This is a genomic window from Aquitalea sp. S1-19 (assembly GCF_024343515.1).
Window position 1 is genome coordinate 32,815 of the sequence record NZ_RJTZ01000009.1, and the last position, 21,784, is coordinate 54,598.

At 57.4% G+C, this 21,784-nt stretch carries 17 protein-coding genes; 14 read left to right on the forward strand and 3 right to left on the reverse strand.

The window, feature by feature from the left end; translation table 11 throughout:
* Positions 1-121 precede the first annotated feature (121 nt).
* The 6 genes from EGI20_RS02585 (at position 122) to EGI20_RS02610 (ending at position 9,094) form a co-directional block, all read left to right on the forward strand.
* Positions 122-1,459: a M23 family metallopeptidase gene (locus EGI20_RS02585; protein WP_498629384.1), complete on the forward strand. Its 1,338-nt coding sequence runs from the start codon at positions 122-124 to the stop codon at positions 1,457-1,459.
* A gap of 26 nt (positions 1,460-1,485) precedes the next feature.
* Complete coding sequence (locus EGI20_RS02590) at positions 1,486-2,583, forward strand: anhydro-N-acetylmuramic acid kinase (RefSeq protein WP_498629386.1); 1,098 nt, start codon at positions 1,486-1,488, stop codon at positions 2,581-2,583.
* A gap of 53 nt (positions 2,584-2,636) precedes the next feature.
* Positions 2,637-5,036 carry a DNA translocase FtsK gene (locus tag EGI20_RS02595; protein ID WP_498629388.1) on the forward strand — a complete coding sequence of 800 codons (2,400 nt, stop codon included), beginning with the start codon at positions 2,637-2,639 and terminating at the stop codon, positions 5,034-5,036.
* 45 nt (positions 5,037-5,081) lie between these two features.
* On the forward strand, positions 5,082-6,209 hold the full coding sequence (hemH, locus tag EGI20_RS02600) for a ferrochelatase (RefSeq protein ID WP_498629390.1): 1,128 nt from the start codon (positions 5,082-5,084) through the stop codon (positions 6,207-6,209).
* Positions 6,210-6,352: 143 nt separating this feature from the next.
* The gene (locus tag EGI20_RS02605) at positions 6,353-7,573 is read left to right on the forward strand and encodes a branched-chain amino acid ABC transporter substrate-binding protein (RefSeq protein WP_160796966.1); all 1,221 of its coding nucleotides are present in this window, start codon (positions 6,353-6,355) and stop codon (positions 7,571-7,573) included.
* Positions 7,574-7,897: 324 nt separating this feature from the next.
* On the forward strand, positions 7,898-9,094 hold the full coding sequence (locus tag EGI20_RS02610) for a branched-chain amino acid ABC transporter substrate-binding protein (protein ID WP_498629391.1): 1,197 nt from the start codon (positions 7,898-7,900) through the stop codon (positions 9,092-9,094).
* Between the two features lie 54 nt (positions 9,095-9,148).
* On the opposite strand, the gene EGI20_RS02615 is transcribed toward EGI20_RS02610, so the two are convergent.
* A complete protein-coding gene (locus EGI20_RS02615) occupies positions 9,149-9,994 on the reverse strand; it encodes an alpha/beta fold hydrolase (protein ID WP_498629392.1) in 846 nt (281 codons plus the stop codon).
* 79 nt (positions 9,995-10,073) lie between these two features.
* Here EGI20_RS02615 and siaA point away from each other — a divergent pair, with 79 nt between their 5' ends.
* From siaA to EGI20_RS02645, 6 genes are all read left to right on the forward strand, one after another.
* On the forward strand, positions 10,074-12,122 hold the full coding sequence (gene siaA / locus EGI20_RS02620) for a biofilm regulation protein phosphatase SiaA (RefSeq protein WP_498629393.1): 2,049 nt from the start codon (positions 10,074-10,076) through the stop codon (positions 12,120-12,122).
* Between the two features lie 2 nt (positions 12,123-12,124).
* Positions 12,125-12,667, forward strand: coding sequence for a biofilm regulation protein kinase SiaB (siaB, locus tag EGI20_RS02625; protein ID WP_498629395.1), 543 nt, complete (start codon positions 12,125-12,127; stop codon positions 12,665-12,667).
* Positions 12,668-12,685: 18 nt separating this feature from the next.
* Complete coding sequence (siaC, locus tag EGI20_RS02630) at positions 12,686-13,066, forward strand: biofilm regulation phosphoprotein SiaC (protein WP_160796960.1); 381 nt, start codon at positions 12,686-12,688, stop codon at positions 13,064-13,066.
* 5 nt (positions 13,067-13,071) lie between these two features.
* A complete protein-coding gene (gene siaD, locus EGI20_RS02635) occupies positions 13,072-13,863 on the forward strand; it encodes a biofilm regulation diguanylate cyclase SiaD (RefSeq protein ID WP_498629397.1) in 792 nt (263 codons plus the stop codon).
* Positions 13,864-13,903: 40 nt separating this feature from the next.
* Positions 13,904-15,673, forward strand: a complete 1,770-nt coding sequence (gene dsbD, locus EGI20_RS02640; protein ID WP_498629399.1) for a protein-disulfide reductase DsbD — start codon at positions 13,904-13,906, stop codon at positions 15,671-15,673.
* A gap of 98 nt (positions 15,674-15,771) precedes the next feature.
* On the forward strand, positions 15,772-16,821 hold the full coding sequence (locus EGI20_RS02645; RefSeq protein WP_498629401.1) for an AI-2E family transporter: 1,050 nt from the start codon (positions 15,772-15,774) through the stop codon (positions 16,819-16,821).
* 387 nt (positions 16,822-17,208) lie between these two features.
* Here EGI20_RS02645 and EGI20_RS02650 read toward each other — a convergent pair whose 3' ends face one another.
* Positions 17,209-18,393 (reverse strand): acetyl-CoA C-acyltransferase, encoded by a 1,185-nt coding sequence (locus EGI20_RS02650; RefSeq protein WP_498629402.1) that lies wholly within the window; start codon positions 18,391-18,393, stop codon positions 17,209-17,211.
* 90 nt (positions 18,394-18,483) lie between these two features.
* A complete protein-coding gene (locus EGI20_RS02655; RefSeq protein ID WP_498629404.1) occupies positions 18,484-18,891 on the reverse strand; it encodes a MerR family transcriptional regulator in 408 nt (135 codons plus the stop codon).
* 142 nt (positions 18,892-19,033) lie between these two features.
* Between EGI20_RS02655 and EGI20_RS02660 the strand changes: the two genes are divergently transcribed.
* Entirely contained in the window at positions 19,034-19,882 is an 849-nt protein-coding gene (locus tag EGI20_RS02660) for a 3-hydroxybutyryl-CoA dehydrogenase (protein ID WP_498629405.1), read from the forward strand.
* A 77-nt stretch (positions 19,883-19,959) separates the two neighbouring features.
* On the forward strand, positions 19,960-21,784 hold a 1,825-nt coding region (locus EGI20_RS02665; RefSeq protein ID WP_498629407.1), incomplete at its 3' end, for an AMP-dependent synthetase/ligase.

The following is a 21,784-nucleotide window of genomic DNA, read 5'->3' on the forward strand; positions in this document are numbered from 1 at the left end:
GGTATTAGGCTTTCGAATAAATTATTTTTTTGATAGCATGACCCGCTTTGATACGTGCAGGCTGCCGCAAGACAGGCTGCCAGCCAGAGATGACAGCGCTTGGCGCACGGAAATGCAAAACATGGATTATCACAAACTGCGCGCTTTACCGCAAAAATTGACCCGTTTTTTCATCAGCCACAAATTGGCATGGATGGGCGCTGCGGCTGCATTACCGCTATTTGGCATCGTTACCACCGTTGCCGTTGCGGCGGGCCCAGGCAATAGCACCGAACAGAGTATTACCGTTGAGCAGGTTAGCGAGCGTTTAAGCCTGCCTGAGTTCAAGCGCGCCAGCGTAGATAAGACGCCCTACTGGCGTGAAGCCCAGATGCAACGCGGTGACACCTTGGGTCATGTGCTGAGCCGCCTGGGCATTCAGGATGGCGAAGCGCGCAAGTTCCTCTACTCCAGCCCCCTGTCCAAGGATTTGCTCAAGCTGAAAGCCGGCGCCACCTTGTCGGTGCAGACTAACGACAATGGCGATCTTTATACCCTGCGCTTTTTGAATGACGATGAAAACGGCGAACAGGTGCTGGTGCTATTGGAGCAGATCAATGGTGTGTGGCAGGCCAGCGCTGACCCGCTGCCAACCGAGACGATACAGACCATACGCTCAGCCTCGGTCAGGACCAGCGCGACCGGCGCACTGGCTCAGGCTGGCGTGCCGGTCGAGGTTCGGGCACAACTGGCCGACATTTTTGCCGACCAGTTCGACCTTGATGCCTTGAGCCGCGATGACAAGATTAATCTGGTGTACCAGACTTTGCTGTTTAACGGCATGCCCATCTCCACCGGCAACATCGAGGCAGTCGAGATCATCAAGGGCGGCGTCAGCCATCAGGCCTTCTACTTTGCTTTCGATAATGAATCCGGTGCCTATTTTGATGCGCAGGGCTTGCCCCTGAAAAAAGGCTTTTCGGTACAGGCAGTCAAGAATGCCCGCATCAGCTCGGGCTACGGCTTCCGCTTTCACCCCATACTCAAGCGCATGCGCATGCATAAGGGAATCGATTACGCAGCCGGCAGCGGCACGCCTATCTATGCGCCTTCCGATGCACGTGTACTGAGCGTCGAGCGGCAAAGTGGCTACGGCAATGTAGTCAAACTGTCTCACAGCCAGAAAATTACCACGCTATATGCCCATATGAGCCGCTTTGCCCAAGGCTTGCGCGCAGGCCAGCAGATCAAGGCGGGCGATGTAATCGGCTATGTGGGCAGCACCGGCCGTTCGACTGGCCCGCACCTGCATATGGAAGTAATGATCGCCGGGCAGACCGTCAATCCGTCCACCACCACCTTGCCTGCCCGCGGCCTGAATGCGGCCCAGCGCCAGACATTTAAGCGCGACAGCAGCCAACTGGCGGCGAACCTCAAGCTGCTGCGCAGCTTGCCGGTCAATGTCGCCCAGCTTGATTAAGCCCCGGGTCAAGGACAAGCCTGTATATGAATGAACGCTTTATCGGTCTGATGTCGGGTACCAGCCTGGATGGCGTCGATGCGGTGCTGGTGGCCTTCGATGCCCAAGGCGGGCTTGCGGTACAGGCGGATTTTTTCCTGCCTTATCCGCTTGAAGTGAGGGCGCAAGTCCTGTCTTTGCAGCCTGCTGGTGCAAACGAGCTGGATCGCGCTGCGCGGCTGGGTTGCGTATTGGCTGGCTACTATGCCGAGGCTGTGAATGGCTTGCTAAAGGCCCTGCAACTGACGCCGGATGCTATTTGTGCCATTGGTTGCCATGGCCAGACCATACGTCATGCCCCGCAAGCCGGCTATACCCTGCAAATCGGCAATCTGGCCCTTCTGGCCGAGCTCACCGGGATTGATGTGGCCGGTGATTTTCGCAGCCGCGATATTGCGGCTGGTGGCCAGGGGGCGCCTCTGGTTCCCGCTTTTCACCAGCAACTGTTTGCCGACCCAGATAAGGCACGCGCCATTGTCAATATTGGCGGCATCAGCAACTTGACACGCCTGACGCCGGGCGAAGCGGTCGTCGGTTTTGACTGCGGCCCCGGCAATATGCTGATGGATGCCTGGATACGCCGCCATCAGGATCTTACTTACGATCAGGATGGCGCTTGGGCGGCGCAGGGCAAGGTGAGTCCTGCCTTGCTGGCGGCGATGCTGGCAGAACCCTATTTCGCGGCGCCTATTCCGAAAAGCACCGGACGTGATCTGTTTGATCTTGACTGGCTGGATGCGCTGCTGGCCAAACACCCCACCCTTGCGGTTGATGTGCAAGCGACCTTGCTGGAACTGACTGCTGTTACGATTGCAGAGGCCTGTTTAAAGCATGCGCCGGCCAGCCGCGAACTTTATCTGTGTGGTGGCGGTGCGTTCAACCGGGTTTTACGTCAGCGACTGGTTGCTTTGTTGCCTGCTGTGTCAGTTAGCGACACCGCTACTCTAGGCTTGCCTGTGCATCAGGTGGAGGCTGCAGCCTTTGCCTGGCTAGCCAGGCAGCTGATATGCCGGCAAAACGGCAGCCTGCCCGAAGTGACCGGCGCAAGCGGTGCACGGGTGCTAGGTGCACTCTATCCTCGCTGAGATGCAACTTGCCGTTATAATTGCTTCCATAAACGAAACATGATTATTGGAAGATGCGTCTCCTCAAGCGTAAAGCAGCTGTTAAAAACCAGAATACCCCCTTACCTCCCCATCTGACCGGCTTGCTACGCGAAGCGTGGTGGCTGCTGATGGCCGCCGCCGCCGTGTATCTGGTGATAGCGCTGGCGAGCTACTCGCCGGCGGACCCTTCCTGGTCGCACAGCACCGAATCAAACACACTGCAAAACTATGGCGGTGCCTTTGGTGCCTGGCTATCCGATATTCTGCTCTACCTCTGGGGCTATAGCGCGTGGTGGCTGGTACCGTTTTGTTTATGCGGCATCGTCTGGGGCTATCGTAAGCTCTCCGCCAGCAAGGCGGTGGCGACACCGGTTGCGGGCGCGGCTATCGGCGGCTTTAGCCTGCTGATGCTGGGTAGTGCCGGCCTTGAGGCCATGCTATTGGAAGGCAAGGAGCTTGCATTGCCGCTGGCCGGTGGCGGCCTGTTCGGCAAGCTGATAGGCGGTGGGCTCAGTCATGCACTGGGCCTGACCGGCGGCGGTTTGCTGCTGGTGGTGTTGTTTGCCGCGGGCGTTTCCCTCTCGACTGGTTTGTCCTGGCTGGAACTATCCGAAAAGGTCGGCACTGGCTTGGAAAAAGCGGCTTTACGGCTATGGCAATGGCTATTGGCGCAACAAGCAAGCTTAAGTCGCCGTCAAGCCTCCCGCAAAGCCGAGCCCCAATTGGCCACCCAGTTGACTGGCGTGGATCACAGTGCGCCTCAACCTGCCCGTGCGCCATCGCCGGTCAGTGCTGCTTCACCCTCGCCTGCGCCACGTGCACCCGCCGTCCCTACGTTGGTCACCGAGCCACCCGTGCTGGAGATGGCGCAGAGCGAAACACCGCCCCCCGTCCCCGCCCCCCCTCAAGCCCGGCCGCTACAGCCTTCGCTGTTTTCAGCGGGTGCACACGGGGAGTTGCCCGGGCTTGCCTTGCTGGAAGCACCCAAGAGTCGGCAGGAACCGGTTTCGGCCGAGACGGTGGAGTTCAACTCGCGCCTGATCGAGCGCAAACTGGCTGACTTTGGTGTCGAAGTCAAAGTCATTGCTGCCTATCCGGGGCCGGTCATTACCCGTTACGAGATCGAACCGGCCGTTGGTGTAAAAGGCGCGCAAATCGTCAATCTGATGAAGGATCTGGCACGTGCCTTGTCGCTGGTGTCGATACGCGTGGTCGAAACCATTCCGGGCAAGACCTATATGGGGCTGGAACTGCCCAACCCTAAACGCCAGATTGTGCGCCTGTCCGAGATTATCGGAGCCGATGTCTACCAGAACACCTCCTCCAAGCTGATCATGGCCATGGGCAAGGATATTTCCGGCCAGCCAGTGGTGGCGGATCTGGCCAAAATGCCGCATATGCTGGTAGCCGGCACGACCGGCTCGGGCAAGTCGGTGGCGATTAACGCGATGATTTTGTCGCTGCTCTATAAGGCGACACCGCAGGAAGTCCGCCTGATCATGGTCGACCCCAAAATGCTGGAATTGTCCATCTACGAAGACATCCCACATCTGCTGGCACCCGTGGTCACCGATATGAAACATGCGGCCAATGCCTTGAACTGGTGCGTGGGCGAGATGGAGAAACGTTACCGCCTGATGTCCAAGCTGGGTGTGCGTAACCTTGCCGGTTACAACCAGAAGATAAAGGATGCGGAAAAATCTGGCACCAAGTTAAGCAACCCCTTTTCGCTGACGCCGGAAACCCCCGAGCAGCTGGAACATCTGCCGCATATCGTGGTGGTGATAGACGAACTGGCAGACCTGATGATGGTGGCCGGCAAAAAAATTGAAGAGTTGATTGCCCGTCTGGCACAAAAAGCGCGGGCCGCCGGCATCCACCTGATTCTGGCCACACAGCGCCCGTCGGTGGATGTGATTACCGGCCTAATCAAGGCCAACATTCCGACCCGGGTGGCTTTTCAGGTTTCCAGCAAGATAGATAGCCGCACCATTCTCGACCAGATGGGGGCAGAAAGCCTGCTGGGTATGGGCGATATGCTGTTTTTGCCGCCAGGCACCGGCTACCCCAATCGCGTGCATGGCGCTTTTGTCGCCGATGATGAGGTGCATCATGTCGTCGAATTCCTCAAGACCACCGGCGAGCCTGATTACGTTGAAGGCATGTTGACCGGCGAAAGCGAGGCCGGGGCTGACGGAGGCGAGTTCGGCAGCACCGGCAGCGGCGACAGTGAACAGGATGCCTTGTACGACGACGCCGTCGCCATTGTGCTCAAGACCCGTAAAGCCTCCATTTCTTCGGTGCAGCGCCATTTGCGCATAGGTTACAACCGCGCGGCGCGCCTGATCGAGCAGATGGAAGCCGCAGGCCTGGTATCAGCCATGGAAACCAACGGCAACCGTTCGGTACTGGTACCGGCACGCGAAGACTAAAGGCCGGCGGGGCGTGGCGCTGTCCGGCAAAAGGGCAGGCACGGCATGCCCTCTTTTTTCACATCTGATACTGCCATCGCCATGATTACCCACTCCCTGTCAGAACCTGCATATCGTCACGACCAGAGCGCCAAAACCGGTGTGCTGCTGATCAATCTGGGCACGCCTGATGCGCCGACCACCAAGGCCGTTCGCCCCTACCTCAAGCAGTTTTTGTCCGATCCGCGCGTGGTCGAGATTCCGCGCCTGCTGTGGTGGCCGATTCTGAACGGCATCATCCTCAACACCCGGCCAAAAAAGTCGGCAGAAAAATACGCCTCCATCTGGACTCAGGAAGGTTCTCCGTTACTGGTGCATACGCAAAAGCAATGCAAGCTGGTCAAGGGTTTGCTGGGAGAGCGCGGACAGCAGAATCTGGTGGTCGACTACGCCATGCGCTATGGCAATCCTTCGGTTGAAAGCGTGATCTGCCAGATGCGCGAGCGTGGTGTCGACCGCCTGCTGGTGGTGCCGCTGTATCCGCAGTATGCGGCCTCATCCAGCGGTACAGCGCTGGATGCCGTATTCACGACCCTGCTCAAGCAAAGGAATATGCTGGAAGTGCGCACGGTGCGTCATTTTCATGACCACCCCGGCTATATCGCCGCACTGGCGCAACGCGTATCTTCATACTGGCGCCAGAATGGCCGGCCGGACAAGCTGGTCATGAGTTTTCATGGCGTGCCCAAGTCTACGCTGATCAAGGGCGATCCTTATCATTGTGAATGTCTGAAAACCGGCCGCCTGCTAGCCGAAGCGCTCGAACTTGGCGCAGACGACTATATCGTCACCTTCCAGAGCCGTTTCGGCCGTGCCGAATGGCTGCAGCCCTATACCGCCCCTACCCTTAAGGCTCTGGGCAAGGCCGCAACCCGCCGCGTCGATGTGGTATGCCCGGGTTTTGTCGGTGACTGTCTGGAAACGCTGGAAGAAATCGCCATGGAAGGCAAGGAAGACTTCCTGATGGCCGGCGGTGGCGAGTACCGCTATATCGAATGCCTGAACGAAAGTCCGGTCTGGATAGATGCACTGGCAGACATTATTTGCCACAACCTGCCTGGATGGGAAAGAAACGACGATTTAGCAGGAAAAACGCGCATTAATATGGCAAAAAAATTAGGTGCTACGCAATAATATATTTATGTGCTATCCCCTTGAAAAGCAAAGATAAACGGCATTGACAGCACCATAGGTCGTTATCATAATCATTTGGTATCTGCAGGCGCATACATGTGTGGCGGCAGTGATCAAAAGTCTAACTCAGGGGAAACACCAATATGAACCATGTAGCTCGCCTTAGCCTGATTGCAGCAGCCGTAATGTCCTTGGCTGCATGTGGCAAACAAGAAGAAAAAGCGCCGGCCGATGCTTCGGCTCCAGCGGTTGCCAGTGGTGAAGTTGTCGTCAAGATCGGCCAGGTTTCACCGATGACCGGTCCGATTGCCCACTTGGGCAAGGATAATGAAGCCGGCGCCATTCTGGCGATCGAAGACCTGAATGCACAGGGCACCGAAATTGGCGGTCAGAAGGTTAAATTCGAACTGGTCTCCGAAGATGACCAGGCCGACCCGAAAATCGGCACCCAGGTTGCCCAGCGTCTGGTTGACGCCGGTGTGGTTGGTGTTGTCGGTCACCTGAACTCGGGTACGACGATTCCTGCGTCCAAGATCTATTCCGACGCCGGTATTCCGCAGATTTCCCCGTCTGCGACCAACCCCGACTACACCAAACAGGGTTTCAAAACCACCTTCCGCGTCATTGCCAATGACGTACAGCAAGGCAAGGCCTTGGGCGAGTTTGCCGTGGATGGCCTGAAGGCGAAGAAAGTCGCGATCATCGACGACCGTACCGCTTACGGTCAGGGTCTGGCTGACCAGTTCGAAGGCGCGGTCAAGGCCAAAGGCGGCCAGGTGGTCAAGCGCGAATTCACCACCAACACCGCGACCGACTTCAACGCTATTCTGACTTCGATCAAGGGCGCGCAGCCTGATGTGATCTTCTATGGCGGCATGGATGCACAAGCCGGCCCGCTGGCCAAGCAGATGCAGCGTCTGGGCATCAAAGCCAAGCTGATGGGTGGTGACGGCTGGCAGACCCCAGAGTTTGTCAAACTGGCTGGCGAATCGGCGGAAGGCCAGTATGCCGCAAGCCCGGGCCAGCCTAAGGAGAAGCTGCCAGGTTTTGCTTCTTTCAACGAAAAGTTCAAGAAGCGCTTCAATGGTCAGGAAATCCAGATTTACGCACCGTATGAATACGATGCTGTAATGGTGCTGGTGGATGCGATGAAACGCGCCGGTTCGACAGATCCTAAAGTCTACCTGCCGGAAGTGGGCAAAACCCAGCATAAGGGCGTGACCGGCGATGTATCGTTCGACCCGCAAGGCGATGTTAACAACGGTTCGGTCACCGTGTATCAGGTCAAGAACGGCAAATGGGATGTACTGACCACGGTAGGCGGTGCCCCTGCTGCTGCACCAACTGCCAGCGCGGCCCAGTAAGCAAGGCTAAATATCCAACAGAAGCGACCCGCACGGGTCGCTTTTTTATTGCCGCGCGGATTTGCGAGAGCAAAAAGCATCCCGTATCAGCCGGCAACAAGATGTTTTCATTGCAAAAAAATAAAACGCCCACAATAAAATGCCAATAGGGTCTTGACGGGATGCTTGACTGCGATAATATGACATTGTCTGTATCTCGATTGTATCCAGTCGACCGTACACAGGCAGCACACTCATCCGTATGTTGCCGACCTGAATGACCAAAAGGCATTTTTGGTGCATGACCCTGGAAAAGTATTTTTAAATCATAATAAAGGGCATCCCATGCAGTTCTTCCGTCTTAGCCTGATCGCAGCCTCCATCATGACCCTCGCCGCTTGTGGCAAGGGGGGCGAAACCCAAAGTGCGGACGCCTCGGCGCCTGCTGCTGAAAGCGAACTGATCGTCAAGATTGGTTCGGCCAACCCGCTGACTGGCCCATTTGCACACTGGGGACGCGATAGCGACAATGGCGTGATTCTGGCCGTTGAAGAAGCCAATGCCGAAGGCGTGACTTTAGGCGGAAAAAAAGTCCGCTTCGAAGTTATGTCAGAAGATGACCAGGCTGACCCGAAAACCGCCACCCAAGTTGCCCAGCGTTTTCTTGATGCAGGCGTAAACGGCATTGTTGGTCACCTGACTTCCGGTGCGACCATCCCGGCATCGCGCATTTATTCGGATGCCGGCTTGCCCATGGTGGCAGCCTCGGTAACCAGCCCCAAGTTCACCCAGCAAGGTTATAGCAACACCTTCCGCATTATCGCCAACGATACCCAGCAAGGTGATGCGCTGGCCAAATTCGCTGTCGCCGACCTTAAAGCCAAGAATATTGCCATCATCGACGACCGTACGACTTATGGCCAAGGTCTGGCCGACGACTTTGCCAAGGCCGTGCAAGCTGCAGGTGGCAAGGTGGTTAAGCGCGAATACACCACCAATAGCGCCAGCGATTTCATGGCAATTCTGACCGCTATCAAAGGTGCCAATCCTGATCTGGTGTTCTATGGCGGCATGGATGCGCAAGCCGGCCCCATGGTCAAACAGATGCAGAAAATCGGCATCAAGGCCGCATTTATGGGGGCTGACGGCGTGAATACCGCCGAGTTTATCAAGCTGGCCGGTACTGCCGCCGAGGGGGTTTATTCTTCCAGTGCCGGAGCATCCAAAGATGTGATGCCAGGCTATGCCAGCTTTAATGAACGCTTTAACACCCGTTTCAAAGGCGATGTTCAAGCCTATGCACCGTACACCTACGATGCAACCCGTGTGCTGATCAGCGCGATGAAGCGTGCGGACTCGGCCGAGCCTGCCAAGTATTTGCCAGAACTGCCTAAAACCCAGCTTGACGGTGTCACCGGCACGATCGCCTTTGATGCCAAGGGTGATATCAAGCAAGGCTTGGTGACCCTGTACCAGTTGAAAGATGGCAAGTGGCAGACGGTGGGCGCACCCGCCAAGCCCGCAGCCTCTGCCGCCCAGTAAGGACGATGCACTAACGCGCAAGCCGGCCCTGCCTGTTTCAAGGCAGGGCTTTTTTCATTTTTCTCTCAGCTGCCGGCTTTCCATAGCGGCAACAATCTCCAGAATATGGCGTCCTGTTTCCAGCGGATGCTCCAGTGGAAACAGGTGTGAACCGGCCTGGTGCTCAACACTCAGACCGAAGTGGCGTTGCATCCAGCGCAAGTCGCCGCGCTTTAATACCCCGGACTGGGTGCCGGCCACAAACACGCCTGGCACTTTAAGCTGACCGCGATAGCGAGGGTGATCATGTGGCAAGGTGGTATAAATAGCGTGTTCTATGGCGGGGCGAAACTTCAGCCTCACCCCGCCCTTTTCATTGCTTTCACTGCCGTGGCGCGCATAATCGGCCAAACATTCCGAATCCCAGCGGGCAAACAAGGCCTTGCGCGCGAAGTAGTCGTGCATCATGTCGGTCTCGGCCCAGTTATCACGCCGCTGCAAGGTGTTTTTTCCCGGCGTCAGCTTATGGATAAAGCCCAGCTTCTTGGCTAGCCAAATGCCGCGCGAGCGCAAAGGCCCCATCAGCGGAGAATCCAGAATCACAATGCCCTTGAATAAATCCGGCCGGGCAATGGCGGCATAAAACAGCAAAAATCCACCCAATGAATGCCCCACGCCATAGACTGCCGCCGGATAGTGCTCCTCTATATAGGCAACGGTTTCACGTACCAGATGCGGCCAGCAGTCACTAACCGGAAACAGCGGGTTATGGCCTATCGTATCCAGGTAGCCGACGGTATGGTGTTGCTCGAGTACGGCCAGCATTTTGCGGTAAATACTGGCCGGGAAACTGTTGGCATGAGCAAAGTGTATGGCGGGCAGAATCGTGTCCTTTGTTTTGATGATGCTATTGGCGTGCATATTAATCTATGCACAGATGATGCATAGCAATATAATTAAATTTACAATGCATAGCTAGCCACCCAAACTCGGAAAACTCATGCTTCAAGCCTCAGCCAAAACGCCTCCGACTACCCGGTCAAGATTTCATGGCGTACGCGGCAAGATGCTTGCCGTTGCCATTTTGCTTGCGCTGGGCATTATGGCGCTGATGCTAGGTGCTGGCGCGATGTTGATGGAGCGGGTGCGCGTACATTTTGCCACGTCCTATATCAGCAGCCACGTTGAGTTGAAGCGGCTAAACCTGTTCATTCCCGTCCAGCGCGAGCTTGTTCTGGCTCAAAAAATGGCTGACTCGCCAGCCACCCGTGCATTTATGCGCGATGATGCCAACCCCTCGCTTCAGAAGCCTTTTTTTGCCGATGCGGAATCCTTTCGCAAGCTGTTTACCGACCACTCTTACTTTGTCAGCAGCGCACAATCCAAGCACTTCTTTTTCAATGATGACATCAAGCCTTTTAGCGCGCAGCCACGCTATAAGCTGTCATCGACGACACCTGCCGACTCATGGTTTTTTTCCAGCCTCAAACGGGCTGATGCGCTCAATCTGAATGTGAATCATGATGAGCATATGAAGGTGACCAAGGTCTGGATCAATGTCATGGTCACCGAGGGCGGGCGCCATCTGGGTATAGTAGGTACCGGACTCGATCTGACCCGGTTCTTGCATGACTATGTCCGCAATAGCTTGCCTGGCGTCAGTAGCTTGATAATCGACCGTCAGGGCGCGATTCTGGCTCACGCCAACCCCGCACGCATTGCCTACAATCTGGCAGGCAAAAAGGCACTGGACAGGCAGATGCTTGCGTATTACCTCACGGGGGATGGCGATGCGGCGGCGCTGAGCGAGGCATTGCGACGCTTGCAGGCTGGCAGCTCCAGTCTGGAATCCCTGCCGGTCACACTGGATGGCAAGCCGCAAATTCTGGCATTGGCCATGTTGCCGGAGCTGGAATGGTTCACTGTGTCCGCGATCGACCCGATGGCTGGCCACCTGATCGATAGCAAGCTGCTATGGGGTATGGCTACTGCCATCCTGCTGCTGGTTTTGCTGACATTGCTGCTATTGATGCTGGGCGTGGATCATCTGGTACTCAAGCCGATAGCCCGGTTGACGGGCAATGTCAGGCAATTGGCTGCCGGCAATTATGATGTCAAATCTGCCATGGCGCGCAATGACGAGATTGGCGAGCTGGCGCATGTTTTTGACGAGATGGCCCAGCAAGTCCGCACCCATACGCTGGAGTTGGAGGACAAAGTCAGCGAGCGCACCTTGTTGCTCAGTCGTGCCAATAGCGAAATGGCCGAGGCACATAAAAAAATTAGCGACAATATCCGTTACGCCAGCCTGATTCAGCATGGCATCTTGCCGGATCGCGCGCTGCAACAGACGCTGGCACAGCAGCATGCCCTGCTATGGTTGCCGCGCGATGTCGTCAGCGGCGATTTATATATCTTTGTGCCGACCCGAAGCGGTTATCTGTTCGGCCTGATCGATTGTGCCGGTCATGGCGTCTCCGCCGCCTTAATGACCATGCTGGCGCATGCCGCTTTTCAGAATGCGCTGGTCGACGGTTCGGCCGACGATCCGGCCGGCCTGCTGATGCGCATGGATGCCTTAGCGCGTACGCGCTTCAGTAGCGATGCGGTTGCCACGCGCATCAGCAGCACTATGGATGCTGCTTTTTGCCATATAGACCGGCAGGCCGGCAGCTTGACCTTTGCCGGTGCCCATATGGATCTTTATTGCGTCGATGCCTCAGGCGTTCATGTCGTACGCGGCGCTCGCCGGGCGCTGGGTGAAAAGCGCGTGGTAGAGGCGATCAACCATACCCTGCCGCTTAGCACTGAGCTCTCTCTTTATCTGAGCAGCGACGGCCTGCTTGACCAGAATGGCGGCGAAGCAGGCTATGGTTTTGGCCGCCGTCGCTTCGAGGCTGTGCTGGCCCAGTTGCAGGCCCTGCCCTGGACTGAGCGAAGTGCTTATTTGCAAAAGGTATTGACTGATTATCAACAAGCCTTGCCACAAATGGATGATATTGCCGTTTTTGGCGTTGATGCGAGCCTGCCCCTGCCCTGTGAGGACTAAAAATGAAACCACAAGACCTGCTTGCGCTACGCGAGACATTCGATAGCAACGCTATCTTGCTCAGTTTTAACGGGCTGTTTTCTGCCACATTGATCGAAGAAATCGGTCAGGCGTTGCGCCGCCATCTTGAGGCGCTGGAGGCCTCATCCTCTTCCATTGCCGATGTATTCAGCATTTACATTGAGCTGACGCAGAATATACGCCATTATTCGCGGCAAAAAGGTTTGCCCGATGCCATGGCCAGCGGCACGGTTGTGATTTCGCATCGCAGCGACGGCCATTATGAAGTCTGTGCCGGCAATGTGCTCCATCTTGCCGATGGTGAAGCGCTGTGCCGCCATGTCGAGCAACTGGCCGGGATGGATAAAGCAGAACTGAAAGCCGCCTACAAGCTGCAACTGCGTGCACCACGCGAAGCTGGTGCGACGACTGGCGCAGGGCTAGGCCTGATCGATATGGCGCGCAAATCCAGCCAGCCGCCGGCAGCGGCCTTGCAAGTACTGGATGAGCAATACGGTTTTTTCAGCCTGCAGATCGTTATTTGAAACAGGACGGTGATTCATATGCTCGACCTTAATATCCCTGCAACGACATCGACGCCGTGCATCCGTACAGACACCGCCCGCGGCGTGCTGCATATGTCGGGGGACTCTTACCCGGAAAATGCATTCGAATTTTTTCAGCCAGTTCTTGACTGGGTCCAAGCCTATCTCGGCGATAGCAGCCTGCCTTTGCAACTGGATATCGGCTTGCTCTACCTCAATACCAGCAGCATTCGCATCATGATGGATATTTTCGATAGTGCCGAAGAGGCATTTGTTGCGGGGCGCGATATCCGCCTGGTCTGGCATTACCAGCCAGAGAACGAGCGGGTGGCCGAACTGGCGGAGGAGTTTAGCGAAGATTGCAGCTTCCCTTTTGAAATCATGGCGTACACAGGATAACCATCATGGCCAAGCCTGCCGATCTGGATGACACCATCCGCGCTTTGCTTGCAGACCCGCAATGGCAGGGGCATCCGCTCTATCAGGCGCTGGATGGCTTGTATAGCCTTTATTGCGCTCATACCGAACAGCTAGAGCGGATGACACGCATTTCCGACCGCTACCAGAAAGCCGAGCACGACCGGGGCATGAGCTACGCCGGGCGCCATGAGCAGCAAATGAAGCGACTGGAACGTTTGCTGCGCATTTCGGACCGCTACCAGCAATCGCTACAGCAACTGAATGAAGAGTTACGCCAGCAATCAGAACAAGACGAGCTGACGGGGCTTTATAATCGTCGCTATATGCAGGCCCGGCTACGCGAAGAACTGGCTCGCCAGCAGCGTGGTGGCCGGCCATTTTGCGTGGTACTGGGGGATGTCGACCATTTCAAGCGCATCAATGATGCTGCAGGCCATGAAACGGGCGATTTTGTACTGCAGCGGGTTGCCGATTTATTGCTGTCACGCCTGCGTCAAACCGACTACTGCGCCCGCTGGGGCGGCGAGGAGTTTCTGTTGCTATTGCCTATGACCGAGGCGGTGGAAGCAGAGATGCTGGTGCGCGATGTCATGCAAAAAATGGCGGGGATGCACATTACAGGCATGCCGGACGGCACAGTTTTATCGATGAGCTTCGGCATTGCCCAGTCCGGCTTGCCGGCCCTTGTAAGTATTGAGGCATTGATTGCCCAAGCTGATGCTGCCATGTATGCCGCTAAGCATGCAGGACGCAACCAGTTATCCCATGCCGATTAATGCGCTTGCAAGTTAGTCCCCTCGACGGGACAATGCGCGCATGCATATCTCTCTTTTTTTCAGCCGTTGGCAAACATTTTTCTTTGCCCTGATTGTCTTGCTTGGCAGCCTGTTCAGCCTGCCCGCTCATGCGCTAAGCCAGGATGATCTGCTCAGCCAGGAAAAGGCCTTTGCGCTTAAGGCTGAACGTCAGGGCGGCGTGGTGACGCTTAATTTCAATGTGGCACCCGGCTACTACCTATACCGCGAGCGCATTTCTGTCACCAGCGAACCGCCCGGCATGATAGGCGCGGCCGTATTTCCCGATGGCAAGCTTAAGGATGATCCTTATTTTGGCTTGCAGCGCATCTATACCGGCAAAGTTGCGGTCACCGTGCCTGTTTTGGCTCATGCACCCGAGGCACTGACACTCAAAGTCAAACTGCAAGGTTGCGCCGATGTCGGTGTGTGTTACCCGCCGGACACCCGCACCATCAAGCTGGGGCAATCTTGGCTGCCCGACTGGCTCGCCAAGCCCCAGACTCCACCCCCGGCAGGCATGACGGATAATGATCTGTCTGCACAAGGCTGGCTGGCGACGCTGTCCATGTTTTTTATCGCGGGGCTGGGAATGGCGCTGACCGCCTGCATGTATCCCCTGCTACCGATTATCTCGTCGCTGATTGCCGGCCAAGGGCACACGCTTACCCGACAGCGCGGCTTTGTCCTGTCATTCGCTTATGTCCAGGGTCTGGCCCTGACCTACACCGTTATCGGGGTGATTGCGGGGCTGACCGGTTCGCTGTTGACGGTCTGGCTGCAACAACCGGCGGTGATTTTGAGCGCCAGCTTGTTGCTGGTGGCTTTTGCCTTGTCCATGTTCGATCTTTACTCCATCCAGCTACCTGCCGCCTGGCAAAGCCGGCTAGCCAGCACCTCCAACCAGCTTAGCGGCGGCCAGCTGGCCACCGTCACGCTGATGGGAATGTTGTCGGCCTTGTTGATCGGACCTTGTGTCGCACCGCCACTGGCACTGGCGCTGGGTTATATCGGAGCAAGCGGGGATGCGGTACTGGGTGGAGCCGCACTCTATATGATGGCGCTGGGGCTGGGCCTGCCCTTGGTGCTGATCGGTACTTTTGGCGGCCATATTCTGCCGCGCGCCGGCGCGTGGATGAAAGTCGTCAAGGCTGGTTTTGGCGTGCTGATGCTTGCCTTGGCGCTTTATCTGGCGACGCCTTTTTTGCCGGCATTTCTGGTGCTGGGTCTCTGGGGTGCGCTGGCCATAGCTTGCGCGGTCTTTCTCAAGACTTTCGAGAGTTTGCCGCCCAATGCCGGCTACCGTAACAAGCTGGGCAAGGCGCTCGGTATCGTGCTGTTTCTCTTAGGTGCAGCCCAGCTTGTCGGCATGCTGGCCGGCGCCAGCAATCCGCGCCAGCCACTGGGCTTTCTGGCCGGACAAAAAGCAGATGCCGCAACAGCCGCCCAGCCCTGGCAAGACATTGCCAGCGTGGACGCGCTGGATCAGGCGCTGGCAGAAGCCAGGCTTGCCGGCAAACCTGTGATTGTCGACTTTTACGCCGACTGGTGTGTCAGTTGCAAAGAGCTGGAAGAAGTCACTTTTAAAGACCCTGCCGTCGTGGCAAAGCTAGCTGGTTTTATGCGCCTGCGCGCCGATGTCACGGCCAATAATGCCGACCATCAGGCACTGCTTAAGCGCTTTGGCTTGTTCGGCCCGCCCGGGCTGATCGTGTTTGATACCAAGGGCCAGCAACAGCCGGTTATCGTCGGTTTTGTGGATGGCCCCGCCCTGTTGCAACGCCTGCCCTGAGCGGCATACCTGCATAGCGAGAACCGGACTTCAAGTGTCCGGTTTTTTTCTTGCCCGCATGCCATGATAAATTCATTCCTGATCTGAACTTGACTGCCATGAACACCGACAAACAAAGCTTCAATGTGATGGCGGCCATCCGTATTGCCGCCGTACTGCTACTGCTGGCCGCCTGCCTTAAGGTGATCCAGCCTTTTCTTGGCGCACTGATCTGGGCATCGATCATTTCCATTGCGACCTGGCCCTACTACCGCTGGCTGGCCAAGCATATGGGCAACCGTGACAAACTGGCCGCCATCGCCATTGTGCTGATACTGATGATTGCCATTGCCGCGCCTATCAGCGTGATGGCCGTCAAACTGGCGCACAGTCTGCCAGACACCCAGACACTGGAAACCTTGGGGCACACCCCGATGCCGCATGCTCCAGCCTGGCTGGAAACCATTCCGTTGATCGGCCACAAGCTCAATGCGTTCTGGCTCTCGGTGCAAGCCGATGTGCCCGGTTTTATTGAAAAGCTGCGACCAACCGCCAATAAGGCCGCTTTGTGGATACTGGAGCAAGGGGCCAGCATCGGCTTTAGCCTGCTGGAAATCATTCTTGCCATCCTGATTTCCGGTCTTTTGCTGATTAATGGTGACAAGCTATGGGACGGCGCCAATCTTACCTTGCGCAAACTGGGCGGCGCACCGGCCGACGGTCTGGCTGAAGTGATTGCACGCACCGTGCGTGGCGTGTCCAACGGCGTGGTGGGTACGGCATTGGCGCAAACCATCTTGTGCGTCATCGGCCTGTTGATCGCCGGGATACCCGGTGCACTGGCGTTGGGTTTTTTGTGCTTTGTGTTTGCCGTTGCCCAGTTGCCAACGCTTCTGGTATGGCTGCCGGCAGCCGGCTGGCTGTTTTACGTGGGCGACAACAATTACGGCATCTTCCTGTTGCTGTGGGGCTTCTTGCTGGTCAACACCGTCGACAATGTCTTGCGCCCTTTACTGATAAGCCAGGGCGCACAAATGCCCCTGTTCGTGATTTTTATGGGGGTGATGGGCGGCCTTCTGGCCTGGGGCGTGATCGGGCTCTTTATCGGGCCGACCTTGCTGGCCGTTGCGCTAACTATCTACCGCCACTGGTTGGGTGAGAGCGACTGATGTCCCTCGTGGCAGCTGCATCCTGTTCCTGCATCCTTTAAATGCGACGCCATTGTTGTTCACTCAGATCCGTCAGGCAAGTCAATCTAAATCACATGCCATGCTCAGGGGCTTGATTCTCTTGCCGTTGGCTTTTCAAGACAGCCTCTAAGTTCCTCTTGCCTGATGCAGAACAGCCCGGAGTTCTCCGGGCTGTTTTATGACTATACGCCACTGCTATAAAGCTCAGCTGGCGGCTGGGCAGAAGCCGGCCATGCCCCAGCCATTGCTCTTCTTACGACGGTATTATCCGGACACAGTTCATCAGGCCCGGTCTTCACCATCTCTGCTGGGCCCTGCGGCCGCATCCCGGAGAAATCTGGCATTTCTAGCCATTGGACATGCCCATCAAACAAGCTCCAATGCAAGTGCAGTGGCCTCACCCCCGCCTATGCACAGGCTGGCCACGCCGCGTTTGCCTCCCGTTTGTTGCAGCGCCGACACCAGCGTCACCAGAATGCGTGCGCCGGAGGCACCGATCGGATGGCCCAGCGCGCAAGCGCCGCCACGGATATTGACCTTGTCGTGCGGCAGATCAAGTTCCAGCATGGCCGCCATGGCGACCACGGCAAAAGCTTCATTCACTTCAAACAGGTCCACGTCTGCCACGCTCCAGCCGGTCTTGGCCAGCAGTTTTTGTATTGCACCGACCGGTGCCGTGGTAAACCAGGCCGGCTCCTGCGCATGCGTGGCATGCGCCACGATGCGTGCCAGCGGGGTTAGGCCGCGCGCCATGGCTTCGCTTTGGCGCATCAGCACCACGGCTGCCGCCCCGTCCGAGATGGAGCTGGCGTTCGCTGCAGTCACGGTACCGTCTTTTTTGAATGCTGGCTTAAGCGTGGCGATTTTGTCGGCACTGGCTTTGAGCGGTTGCTCGTCCACACTTTGCACCTGCTCGCCCTTGCGGCTGGCTACGGTGACCGGCGCGATTTCAGCGCCAAAGACGCCGGCTTCGACTGCGGCCTGGGCGCGCATCAGCGATGCTATGGCATAGGCGTCCTGTGCCTGCCGGCTAAAGCCGTATTTTTCGGCACACAATTCGGCAAATACGCCCATCAGCGTACCCTTGTCGTAAGCATCCTCCAGCCCGTCAAGAAACATATGATCCTTGATTTCGCCATGGCCAAGCCTGAAGCCGGTGCGCGCCTTGGGCACCACATAGGGTGCATTGCTCATGCTCTCCATGCCGCCGGCGACCATCACATCCGCCGAACCGGCCTTGAGCATATCGTGCGCCAGCATCACCGCCTTCATGCCCGAGCCGCACATCTTGTTCAGCGTGGTGCAATTGACCGCATCCGGTAAGCCGGCGCCACGCGAGGCCTGACGTGCCGGTGCCTGGCCCTGCCCTGCGCCCAGCACATTGCCCATGATGACTTCCTCGACAGACTCCGGCGCAAGGCCGGCGCGCGCAACAGCCGCACGAATGGCCACCGCCCCCAGTTCGCTGGCACTAAGGCCAGCAAACATGCCCTGAAAACCGCCCATGGCGGTGCGCGCCATGCCGACAATTACGATAGGGTCTTGCTGCATTGCTTTCTCCTTGTTGTCTTGCGGCCCATGCCGCGCGTGATGGTCATAAACCATAAGTAATGCTGGCGCTCATCGTCTGTTTGCGGGGCATCAGGCCGGCACATCGCCGGTACGCCGCGCCATAAAGTGTTCGCACTGCGCCTTGAGCTGGCCGATTTCACCCAGCACCAGGCGGATATCATCCATTTGCGTGCGCAGTTGTTGCTCGCGTTTTTCCAGCTTTTTCACGAATTCCATCAGTTGCGGCTCGTCGTCGCTGGCCGCGTCATACAGGCTGAACAATTCGTGGATTTCCTGTAGCGACAAGCCAATGCGCTTGCCGCGCAGCGTCAGCAACAGGCGCACGCGGTCGCGCCGGGTATAGATGCGCCGCTGCCCGTCGCGCTCGGGGCTGAGCAGGCCCTGATCCTCGTAAAAACGCAGCGCACGGGTGGTGATATCAAATTCTTCGGCCAGCTCGCTGATGCTGAATGTGGTCTTGCGTGCCACTTGTTTCATAGGTGCTTTCCTTTTACCCAAGTGTGTATCTAAAACAACAGTGCTTTACGTTAACGTCAAGATAACACAAAAGCATGTTGACGTTAACGTAAGCGGCAATTAATTTGAAATGGCAAAAAGGCAAGCGACCAGAGGACTCCTTATGAACATCAGCACGGCAGGCGTAATCGGCGCCGGCACCATGGGTAACGGCATCGCCCAGACGCTGGCCATGCACGGCATTGAAGTCAGGCTTTGCGATATCAGCGAAGACGCCCTCACCCGCGCCCTGACAACGATACGCCACAGCCTGTCGCGCATGGCGCAAAAAGGGCTGCTGGCCGAATCAGCCATCGATGCGATCCTGGCCCGCATCCATGGCAGCACCGATCTGGACAGCCTGCGTTCGGTCCAGATCGTGATCGAAGCGGCCAGCGAAGACCTGGCTGTAAAAGAGCAGATCTTTCGCCAGCTTGATGCCATCGTGTCGCCTCAGACCTTGCTGGCCTCCAACACCTCGTCCATTTCGCTGACCCGCATCGCATCCTGGGTCACCCAGCCCGGACGGGTCATCGGCATGCATTTCATGAACCCGGTGCCGCTGATGCAGCTGGTTGAAGTCATCCGTGCACGGCAAAGCAGCGACGCCAGTTGCGCCGCCGTGATGGCGCTATCAAGGACGCTGGGCAAAACGCCGGTCGAAGTGAAGGACGGCGTGGGCTTTGTCTCCAACCGCATCCTGATGCCGATGATTAATGAGGCGGCGTTCACCGTGTATGAAGGCATTGCCAGTGCAGCTGATGTGGATACGGTGATGAAGCTGGGCATGAACCACCCGATCGGCCCCCTGGCGCTGGCCGACCTGATCGGGCTGGACACCTGCCTTGCCATCATGGACATCCTGCACACCGAGTTTCGCGACAGTAAATACCGCGCCTGCCCCTTGCTTGTGCAACTGGTCGCCGCCGGCCAGCTGGGGCGCAAGAGCGGACACGGCTTTTATCCTTATTAAGCGCTGTTTTTCCCGCAACCTTCCACCACCCAGACCCGCGCCGCCACGCATGCGAGTGGGCATGAGGAGACAAAGACATGGAAATCGCGTCCACCCCGCAGCAGGCGCTGCCGGACACCTTCCCCAAGTATCTGTTGCATCACGCCCGGGTCCGCCCGACGCGTCCGGCCTTAAGGGAAAAGGATCTGGGCATCTGGCAAACGCTGAGCTGGCATGATGTCGAGCAGGAGGTGCGCGCGCTGGCGCTGGGCTTGCAATCGCTGGGCCTTGGCCGTGGCGACCGCCTCGCCATCATCGGGGATAACCGCCCGCGCCTGTATATGAGCATGCTGGCAGCCCAGTGCCTTGGCGCCATTCCCGTTCCCCTGTATCAGGATGCCATTGCCAGTGAAATGGCCTTTGTGCTGGCCGATGCCGGCGCAAAAATTGCCGTGGTGGAAGATCAGGAACAGGTGGATAAGCTGCTGGAAGTCGAAGCACAGTGCCCGCAACTGGAAAACATCGTCTATGACGATGCCCGAGGCCTGCGCCACTACCTGAACGACAAGCTGCACGACATCGCCGAAGTGCTGGGCAGTGGCCGGGTATTGAACGATAGCAAGCCGCAACTGTTTACCGAGCTTGTCGCGCAAAGCCAGGCCGCGGATATGGCCATCATGTTGTACACCTCGGGCACCACAGGCACCCCCAAGGGCGTGGTGCACACCCATGGCAGCATGGTGACCACCGCACGCAATGCGGCAGAACTTGAGGGGCTGACCGAAGACGAAGAGGTGCTGGCCTATCTGCCCATGGCCTGGGTGGGCGACAACCTGTTTTCCTACGCCCAGTCGCTGGTTACCGGCTTTTGTGTCGCCTGTCCCGAGTCGTCCGACACGGTCATGACCGATCTGAGAGAAATCGGCCCGACCTATTATTTTGCGCCGCCGCGCGTGTTCGAGAATCTGCTGACCCAGATTATGATACGCATGGAGGACGCCAGCCCCATCAAGCACAGCCTGTTCCACTATTTTATGGAGCATGCACGCCGCGTCGGCACCGATATTCTGGAGGGCCGGCCGGTGGGTTTCTGGGACCGCGTCGGCTACCGCCTGGGCGAGGCGCTCATCTACGGCCCGGTCAAAAATGTGCTGGGCTTTTCCCGCCTGAAGCTTGCCTATACCGCCGGTGAAGCTATCGGCCCCGAGCTGTTCGACTTCTTTCGCGCCATCGGCATCAATATCAAGCAGCTGTACGGCCAGACCGAGGCTTATGTCATGGTCTGCGTGCAGGCCAACGACAAGGTCAGGCCGGATACGGTCGGCGTCCCTGCGCCCGGCGTCGAAGTCAAAATTTCCGACAGCGGCGAAGTCCTGTTTCGTGGCCCCGGCACCTTTCACAGCTACTGGAAACGTGATGATGCCACGGCAGACACGCGCACGGCTGACGGCTGGGTACATACCGGGGATGCCGGCTATTTCGACGACGACGGCCAGCTCAAAATCATAGACCGCGCCAAGGATGTCGGCCGCCTGTCCGATGGCAGCCTGTTCGTGCCCAAGCTGCTGGAAAACAAGCTCAAATTCTTCCAGCACATCAAGGAAGTGGTGGCTTTTGGCGATGGCCGTGATTTTGCCACCGCCTTTATCAATATCGACCTGAGCGCGGTGGGAAGCTGGGCCGAAAAGCGCGGCATGGCCTACACCGGCTACACCGATCTGGCGGCGCAAGCGCCGGTTTATGCGCTGCTGCGCGAGTGCATAGAAAAGATGAACCGCTCTTTGGCAAACGATCCGCGCCTGGCCGGCTCGCAGATCAAGCGCTTTTTGGTACTGCATAAAGAACTGGATGCCGACGATGGCGAGCTGACGCGCACCCGAAAGGTCAAGCGCAAGTTTATTGCCGAGCGTTACAGCAGCCTGA